Raw genomic sequence first — 8,325 nt, forward strand, 5'->3', positions numbered from 1 at the left:
GGAGCGGTAGGAAGTTATACCAACGCGCGGTGATGCTGACTCACTCAAGTTGCTGAAAATCTGATTCGACGTTGCAAGCACATGGAGGCTTGCGATGGCAGCGGCGATTGGGGTTCGAACTGACTACACTTCGGCTGATTTGCGTCGGGTTGCGCGGCGAAGTGGTGATGCGGACCATGTTTGGCGGCTGATGGCGGTGGCCTTGATCCTGACGGCGCAAGCCGGAGCGAAGCGGCGAAGGTCGCGGGCGTCACGCTTCAGATCGTGCGCGACTGGGTCCTGCGGTTCAACGAAGTTGGCGCCGATGGTCTTGTAACGCGTAGGGCGCCGGGGCGGGCCTCGATCCTGAACGACGAGCAGCGTGCCCGGCTTGCGGCGATATCCGGAGGCATCATGGGCATGTGGCGACAGATCAGCGGATCGGTAGGCAGCGTCCTGACCATAGACCCGCTGGCCGGGTATCCATGGGAGCATGGCCCGGAGAGCGACGCAGCTACACGCGAGATCTGGAATCCCGCGCCCTTCTCCGCCCTCTGAGGTGCCAGCGCACCGATGGCGCCCGCTCCCGCCGAAGAGGCGGGCGCCATCAAGCTGCTAATTAGCCGTTGCTCGGGAAAGCCATGGACACGGTTTGTGTCGCTTCCACGCCAGCCCAACGCTGTGACACCGTCTTCGCGTCGGTGTAGAAGCGCGCCGCGTCTGGACCGAACATGTGCGCGTCGCCGAACTTCGACCGGCGCAGCCCGCCGAAATTGTGATGACCCACCGGCACTGGCACCGCCACATTCACGCCGATCATGCCGGCCTTCACCTCGGCCACGAAGCGATGCGCGGCCGGGCCGCTGCGCGTGTAGATGACCGCCCCGTTGCCGAATTCATGGTCATTGGTGATGCGGATCGCCTCGTCCAGGTCCGCGACCCGCACGATGCCACGCACCGGCCCGAACACCTCATGCCTGTAGATATCCATGTCGGGCCGGACATGATCGAGCAAGCTTGCGCCGACGTAGAAGCCGGTCTGGCCAGCGACTTCATGATGCCGGTCGACCAGGACGGTGGCCCCGTCCTCCACCGCCTTGTGCATGGCGGCGAGCACCTGCTGCCGTGACTCGGCGGAAACGACGGCGCCGAAATCCGCCTTCGGATCATTGTAAGCACCCATGTGAAGGCCGCGGATTTTGGGAATCAGGATCTCGATCAGACGGTCTGCGGTCTCCTGTCCTACTGGGAGCAGTAGCGATATCGCCATGCAGCGTTGGCTGGCCGAACCGTAGCCTGCGCTGACAAAGGCGGACGCCGCCTCCTCCAGATCGGCGTCCGGCATGACAATCATGTGATTCTTGCCGCCGGTATAGGCCGCGACCCGCTTGTTGAAGGAGGATCCGCGCTGGTAGATATACTCCCCGACCGGAGTCGACCCAACGAAACTGATCACCGGAACCAGTGGATGTTCGAGAAGCGCGTCCACAACTTCCTTGTCGCCGTTGACCGCATTCCAGACGCCGTCTGGCAGACCGGCTTCCTTCCACAATTGGCCGAGCATGAAGGTTGCGGCCGGTACCTTTTCCGAGGGCTTGACGATCACTGCATTGCCAACGGCCAGCGCCATGCACGCCATCATCATCGGCACCATGACGGGGAAGTTGAAGGGCGCGATGCACGCCACCACGCCCACCGGCTCGCGGATCGAAAATACGTCAATACCGCCGCCGACGTTGCGCGAATATTCGCCCTTCGTCACCTCGGCGGCGCTGGTCGCATATTCGATCGCTTCCAGCGCGCGGCCGATCTCGCCTTTGGCATCGGCGATCGTCTTGCCGTTCTCGACACCGACCAGTTCCGCGAGCTTGTCGGTATTGGCGATCAGCAACTCACGCATCCGAAACATGACGCCGAGCCGTCGCGCCTGCGACGTGTCGCCCCACAGTTTGCCGGCGCGCGCCGCGACCTGTACCGCATGATCGACTAGCGCGCGATCGGCATAGGACAGATCATACGACTTTTCGCCTGTCGACGGGTTGAAAACAGGTCCAGAGCGCGCCGTTTTCCCGGCGTAAGCTTCCCCGCCAATGAAATGAGATACGTACATTAACTTACTCCGAAGGTTTCTGATCACAAGAGCGACTAGGAGGCGCCGGTCTTGCCGGGCACGTACATTTCCTGAATACAGGTGAAATCTTTGCCGAGGGCGTCGGCGGACTGAGTCGATCGCAGCACGTACAAGCTCCGCGCGAGCGCGGCCAAGGGCGTCGGCGCGTTCATCGCCTGAGCGTTGCCGGTCGCGAGCGCGAGATCTTTCAACATCAGCTTCAGTTGAAAGCCGCCCTTATAGTTGTGGGTGGAGGGGGAATCTTCACGCACGCCGGGCCAGGGGTGCCACCTATCGAGCATCCAATTGCCCCCGCTGCTCATCTGAATCACCTCGGTCAGCGCTGCCGGATCGATCCCGTTGCGGACGCCGAGTGCGAGCGCTTCAGCGGATGCGGCAGTGATGGTGGCGGCGAGCATGTTGTTGCAGATCTTCGCCGCCTGCCCGGTGCCCGAGCCACCGACATGAATGATTTTGCGACCCATCGCCCGCAGTAATGGCTCGGCATTTGCCAAATCGGACGCTTCGCCGCCGACCATGAAACTCAGGATCGCATCTTTGGCCCCACGCGGCCCGCCGGACACCGGTGCGTCGATTATCCGCATCCCGGCGGAGGTTGCTGCCGCGGCAACCCGCCGTGTGGCCTCGACCGAGATGGTAGAGCAGTCGATCAGCAAGGTTCCGGCGCGCAGCGCGGGGAGCACCCCGGCAGGACCGATGTAAAAATCTTCGACGATGGCATCATTTGGCAACATCGTGATCACGATATCGGCGGCGCCGACGGCACTCACTGCCGTCTCGCAGGCTTGACAATCGCTGGCTACAAGCGCCGCCGTAGCAGCGGCATCGACGTCGAAAACGCGGAGATTAAAGCCTGCGGCCGAGAGATTGGCGGCCATAGGCTTTCCCATGGCTCCAAGACCGATGAAAGCAACGACAAGCACATCATCTCTCCTATATTCGCCGCGCGTCGATTGTGCGCTTGTGTGGGCAGATCGCCGATCTGCTGAAGAAAATGTCGGATACACGTCTTCTCGCCATGCTAGAAGGCGAAGAATTGCACAGTGGGTGTGCGTAACTGCGCGAGGTGACATGAGTTGGAACGATCTTCGCTTCTTTCTGGAGCTCGAACGGTCGAACACCCTATCTGCGGCGGCGCGTCAGCTGGACGTCGAGCACACGACGGTCTCGCGCCGGATCCGAGCGCTGGAGAGGACTATCGGATCCTCGCTTTTCACGCGCATAGGGGGAAGCTACGCCTTGACCGAAGTCGGCGAACAGCTTCTTCCGGTGGCGATAGAAATGGAGCGTGCCTACGCGAGCATTGAAAGGCGCGAAGCCGTACCCGCTTCGGGAGTAGGCGGACTGGTTCGGATCGGGTGCACGGAAGGGTACGGCGCGACAGTTCTTCCCCACCATCTTGTACGACTGCAGAGTGATTGGCCAAATATCAGAGTGGATCTCTTGATCATGCCTCGGATGACCCAAGTGCAGCGCAACGAGATCGATTTTCTCATCACAATCGATCGTCCGACCCGAGGGCCCTATACGGTTGTCAAACTCTCCAACTATACCCTCCATCTCTATGCTTCGGAACAATATCTCGCGAACAGAAGCGCGATTCGGGAAATCGCTGACTTGGCAGGGCACAGATTGATCAATTACGTGGACTATATCTCTGTGGCGAAGGATCTTCCCTTGTTCCATGACAAGGATGTGTCGATCGATCGCGGGATCCACAGCACCAGCCTCCTCGCTCAGTGCCAGACGGTGATAGCAGGCGGGGGGGTGGCAATCCTGCCGCGCTTCATTGCTAAGGACAGCCCGACGCTTCGCGCGATTCTTCCAGAAGCAATCCGGATGACGCGGACCTACTGGCTTGTGGCACAAGATAGCACGAAGGACGTACCCCGGATGCGGCTCGTGTCGGATTTTCTACGTCGCGCGGCTCGATTGGAACGTCTTTGAAGCGAGGACCGACAAAGACTCTTCTCAAAAGGAGTGGCTGTTGATTGCCGCTGAGAAGTGACCCATGTTTGAACACATCCTTGGCTTTGAGAGCTGAGATAGTCCCGATATGCGGCAGTTGCGGTCGATAGTCGTCGACCACGCACAGGATGCGCAACCGCCGGCTGCACGTCAGGGTGTCGGAGACGAAGTCGAGCGATCAGCGCTGGTTCGGGCCGTCCGGCAGCACCATGGGCGCCCGCGTGCCCAAGGCGCGCTTGCGGCCACCGCGACGATGTACCCGCAGGTTCTCCTCGCGATATCCCCAGCTTCCTTGGGCAACGGCGCATACCCAAAGGCCTCAGCTTCTCGTCGGGTGGGATCGGGCCGCGATCGATGGATGTCTTTTCAAAGAATTGCCAGCTTGCGGGGGTCGACGATCAAAGCTTGACGGCAGCTTTTTTGCATATAATATCGATAAAAATCATATAAATTGATATACGCATTTTCAATCTGCGATAGGGAGGGGATGGGAATGAGCAATCATATTTTCTACAAGTCCGTCTGCAAAAGTCAGTGTGGTGTGCCGCATCGCGTTCGCATGACAGCTCTCGCCGGTGTGTCCGTTGCTATTTTGGGCGGTCCAGCAGCTTTTGCGGCCCCCGCTGCAGGGCAAGCCCCGGCGCTGCAGGAGCAAGTGATAGCCGACATCATCGTCACTGCCCAAAAGCGTCAGGAGAGCGTTAATACAGTACCCATGTCGATCTCTACAGCGACTGGCGATCAGCTTTCTGCCAGAGGCGTCACTGAAGTTCGTGACCTGGTCAAGGTCGTCCCAGGATTCACCTATGCCGATTCGTCAAACGGCTTGCCCGTCTTTACGCTTCGCGGCGTCGGCTTCATTGATAACGCCCTTGGCGGTCGCCCAACGGTCAGCACCTATGTCGATGAAGCGCCGGTCACTTTCCCGATCCAGACACGAGGCACCAATCTCGATCTGGAGCGCGTTGAAGTACTCAAGGGGCCTCAAGGAACCTTGTTCGGCCAGAACGCGACCGGCGGCGCGATCAACTTCATCGCCGCCAAGCCCACAGCGACCTTCAAGGCCGGTGTGGACGTCAGTTACGGCCGCTTCAACGAATTCGACGTGAGCGGCTTTGTGAGCGGCCCCATCACCGATACCCTGCTCGCCAGAGTTGCTGTCCAGCATGAGAGCGGCGATGGATGGCAGAAAAGCTACACCCATGGCGGCACGCTCGGGCGCACTGATTTCACCAATGGCCGTCTGCTCCTGGACTGGACGCCTTCCGATAAATTCAGGGCGCAGCTAAACGTCAATGCCTGGGCGGACAGATCAGATATGCCGGCGGGCCAGTATATTGCCTTTTCGCCAGGCAATCCATCTACGGTGAGCTTAATACCCGATCTAGTCGCCTATCCACTGGCGCCGCAAAATCCCCGCGCGGCGGACTGGGACCCGGATCGGAGCTATGCGCGCAGCAACGAGTTCTACCAGGTAAATCTCCGAATGGACTATGATCTGGCGGAAAATCTGAAATTGACATCAATTACTTCGCTCAGCCAGACTGATATTGATCAAGACATGGACGTCGATGGGACGGCGGTTCATAACAACGACCAGCTGGCGATTGGAGATATTTCCACGATTTCACAGGAAGTGCGTCTGGCGGGACAATTTAGTCGTGGCCAGTTTGTCTTCGGCGCCACCTATGCCCATGACAAGATTCTTGATGACACGTATACTTCACCTTCATACAGCACATTGGGATTTACCTTTGTGCCGCTCGGCCTACCACAGTTCACGAATTTTCACGGCGTTAATCATCAAAGCGTAACCACGAAGGCCGTTTTCGGTAACGTCGATTTCGAGTTGACTGACACATTGAAGCTCAGCGGCGGCGCGCGTTATACGGACAGCCGCAACAAGTTCAACGGCTGCACCTTCGACTCAGGCGATGGCAATGGCGCGTCGGTGTTCGGGCCGTTCTGGTCTGCTGTACGTGGCTCGCCGGTTCTCGCAGGCCCCGGCTCCTGCTTGACTTTGGATGCAAACCTGATTCCCGGGGTTGTTCACGACAATTTGAATGAAGACAATGTTTCCTGGCGCGTCGGTGTCGAATGGACGCCCGCCGTTCGCGCGCTGCTCTACGCGAATGTAAGTAAGGGATACAAGGCGGGCGGCTTCCCAACGCTCGGCGCCGTCACGACTGATCAGTTCCGGCCAGCGAAGCAGGAATCTGTTCTGGCCTATGAAGCCGGCTTCAAGATATCGCTGCTGGATCGCACGTTGCAACTGAACGGAGCGGCCTACTACTACCGCTATACGGACAAGCAGATACTTGGCCGTGTGCCAAGCATAATTGGTCCACTGCTCGCACTGGTGAACGTACCGAAAGGGGATGTCCGAGGCGCCGAGTTGCAGGTCACCTGGGTGCCGGTGCGCGGCCTGACGATCAATACGGCGGCTTCCTATATCGACTCACGCATCAAGGGCGGATTCACAAACTACGATCCTGTCGGAGCGCTGAGAAATTTCGACGGCGAAAGCTTCCCCAACACGCCCACGTGGCAACTGGTCTCGGACGTGACTTACAAGACACGTCTGAACGACCGTTTCGACGGCTTTATCGGTGGTAACCTCAACTACCAGAGCCACACAAACAGCGCCTTTGGTGAGCTCAAGAATTTCGACGTAAAGGCCTATACCGTGGTCGACCTGAGGGCCGGTATCGAAACGAAAGATGGTGATTGGCGGGTTACCGTCTGGGGCCGGAATATCGGCAACGCCTATTATTGGACTGCCGCCAATCTCGCTGTTGATACCGTGGTCCGTTACACTGGAAAGCCAGCGACATATGGCGTTTCGCTGGCCTACCGTTTCAATTGAAATAGAGCGTCCCTACAGCGATTTTAGCGTGTCTAAATAATGCGCCTTCGGCTCGCCGCCGTTGCTGGCACGCCCTACAGTTGATCTTGCGGGGCCGGAACCCCTCGCTTCCGTACCTATTGATGACGCCCCGGGTCGCCGATGCCGACGCGCCGCGTAATCTTGACAGAATCGGGGGCATCTGTAATGAGTGGGTTGTATATTCCAACCCACAAGAAGAGATGTTTGTTATGGTATATGCCTCCGACACCGCCGAAACATCGAATGTCAAAGGTAAATTCGCCACTTACGCCTATCGCGCCTTCGGTGCCGAAAGTCCGGCGCCGCCCATCGTTCTGCTGCAGCGCTTCAGAGGAACGATGGATCATTGGGACCCAGCTTTTCTGGAAGTTCTTGCCTCCCAAAAGCGTGTGATTATTTTCGACAATGCGGGCGTGGGTGAGAGCACGGGCGAGGTCCCTGACACGATCGCGGGCGCAGCGGAACGGGTCAAGGATTTCCTCGACGCTCTCGGGGTCGAAAAAGCCGATGTGCTCGGATGGTCGATGGGCGGCATGACCGCTCTGGTTACGGCGCTTAACTATCCGGAGGCGGTGCGACGCTTGATGGTCCTGGGCAGTACGCCAGGAGGCCTCCCCGATCCGAACGAGCCGAATCAGCGTGTGTTCGACGTGATGACCTCTCCGACCAATGTCGATGAGGATTATATCTTCCTGTTTTTTGGGGATCATGAAGAAGGGCGTCGCTCGGGCCTGGAGTCGCTCCGCCGACTCGACACGCGGCTGCTCAAGTCGCAGGCGGAGGTAGCGCCGGAGGCCTGGGGAAATCAGTTGCAAGCCTGCATGAAGTTCATGGGAGGCGAAAACGCCGCATGGGATCGACTTGAGGAAATCGAGGTGCCGATGCTCGTGGCCAATGGCGCGCATGACGTAATGCTACCTTCGGAACATTCTTTTGCGATGGCGAAGCGTTCGAATAACGTAACTACAGTCATTTATGGAGACGAGGGCCACGGATTTCTATTCCCTCATTATGAAGACTTCGGAAATATCATTCTTAATTTCCTGAGATAGATCATGCGCTATAGATAATTTATCTTATTTTATTGATTTTAATTTTATTAAAAACACATATAAAAAACCTGATTGGAGAGAGTGAAATGCCGTTTTGGAGAATATACCACCCAGAGAACGCATACTCAACGGAAGAAAAGCATCGGTTCTCTGAGATTGTAACATCCCTTTATACCAATATTCCAATACCGAAATTCTATGTTGTGTGCTTTTTCGAAGAAGTTAAGAATGGCAATTTATTCGTTGGCGGCGAAGATTCTCAGAACTTCGTTCGAGTGCATATTGATCACATCGCCAGGACACTTCCC

The 8,325-nt window shown here is 57.8% G+C and carries 7 protein-coding genes and 1 pseudogene; 5 read left to right on the forward strand and 3 right to left on the reverse strand.

Annotated elements, in window-relative coordinates:
* Positions 1 to 180 precede the first annotated feature (180 nt).
* Complete coding sequence (locus WG908_RS16285) at positions 181 to 537, forward strand: helix-turn-helix domain-containing protein (protein ID WP_340187565.1); 357 nt, start codon at positions 181 to 183, stop codon at positions 535 to 537.
* A gap of 61 nt (positions 538 to 598) precedes the next feature.
* Here the strand turns inward: WG908_RS16285 and WG908_RS16290 are convergent, their stop codons facing one another.
* Positions 599 to 2,089, reverse strand: coding sequence for a CoA-acylating methylmalonate-semialdehyde dehydrogenase (locus WG908_RS16290; RefSeq protein ID WP_340187566.1), 1,491 nt, complete (start codon positions 2,087 to 2,089; stop codon positions 599 to 601).
* A 35-nt stretch (positions 2,090 to 2,124) separates the two neighbouring features.
* Entirely contained in the window at positions 2,125 to 3,183 is a 1,059-nt protein-coding gene (mmsB, locus tag WG908_RS16295; protein ID WP_340187567.1) for a 3-hydroxyisobutyrate dehydrogenase, read from the reverse strand.
* Here mmsB and WG908_RS16300 point away from each other — a divergent pair.
* A complete protein-coding gene (locus tag WG908_RS16300; RefSeq protein WP_340187568.1) occupies positions 3,182 to 4,057 on the forward strand; it encodes a LysR family transcriptional regulator in 876 nt (291 codons plus the stop codon). The genes mmsB and WG908_RS16300 overlap by 2 nt on opposite strands.
* A 127-nt stretch (positions 4,058 to 4,184) precedes the next feature.
* Here WG908_RS16300 and WG908_RS16305 read toward each other — a convergent pair.
* Positions 4,185 to 4,358: pseudogene (locus tag WG908_RS16305) on the reverse strand (IS3 family transposase); the annotation flags it as partial.
* Between the two features lie 213 nt (positions 4,359 to 4,571).
* Here WG908_RS16305 and WG908_RS16310 point away from each other — a divergent pair.
* The 3 genes from WG908_RS16310 to WG908_RS16320 form a co-directional block, all read left to right on the forward strand.
* On the forward strand, positions 4,572 to 6,944 hold the full coding sequence (locus tag WG908_RS16310) for a TonB-dependent receptor (protein ID WP_340187569.1): 2,373 nt from the start codon (positions 4,572 to 4,574) through the stop codon (positions 6,942 to 6,944).
* Positions 6,945 to 7,174: 230 nt separating this feature from the next.
* Positions 7,175 to 8,017 carry an alpha/beta fold hydrolase gene (locus WG908_RS16315; RefSeq protein WP_340187570.1) on the forward strand — a complete coding sequence of 281 codons (843 nt, stop codon included), beginning with the start codon at positions 7,175 to 7,177 and terminating at the stop codon, positions 8,015 to 8,017.
* An 86-nt stretch (positions 8,018 to 8,103) separates the two neighbouring features.
* Positions 8,104 to 8,325, forward strand: a 222-nt coding sequence (locus WG908_RS16320; RefSeq protein WP_340187571.1) for a tautomerase family protein, incomplete at its 3' end; no start/stop codon positions are given.

The sequence above is a fragment of the Sphingobium anseongense genome, from assembly GCF_037725245.1.
GTDB lineage: Bacteria > Pseudomonadota > Alphaproteobacteria > Sphingomonadales > Sphingomonadaceae > Sphingobium.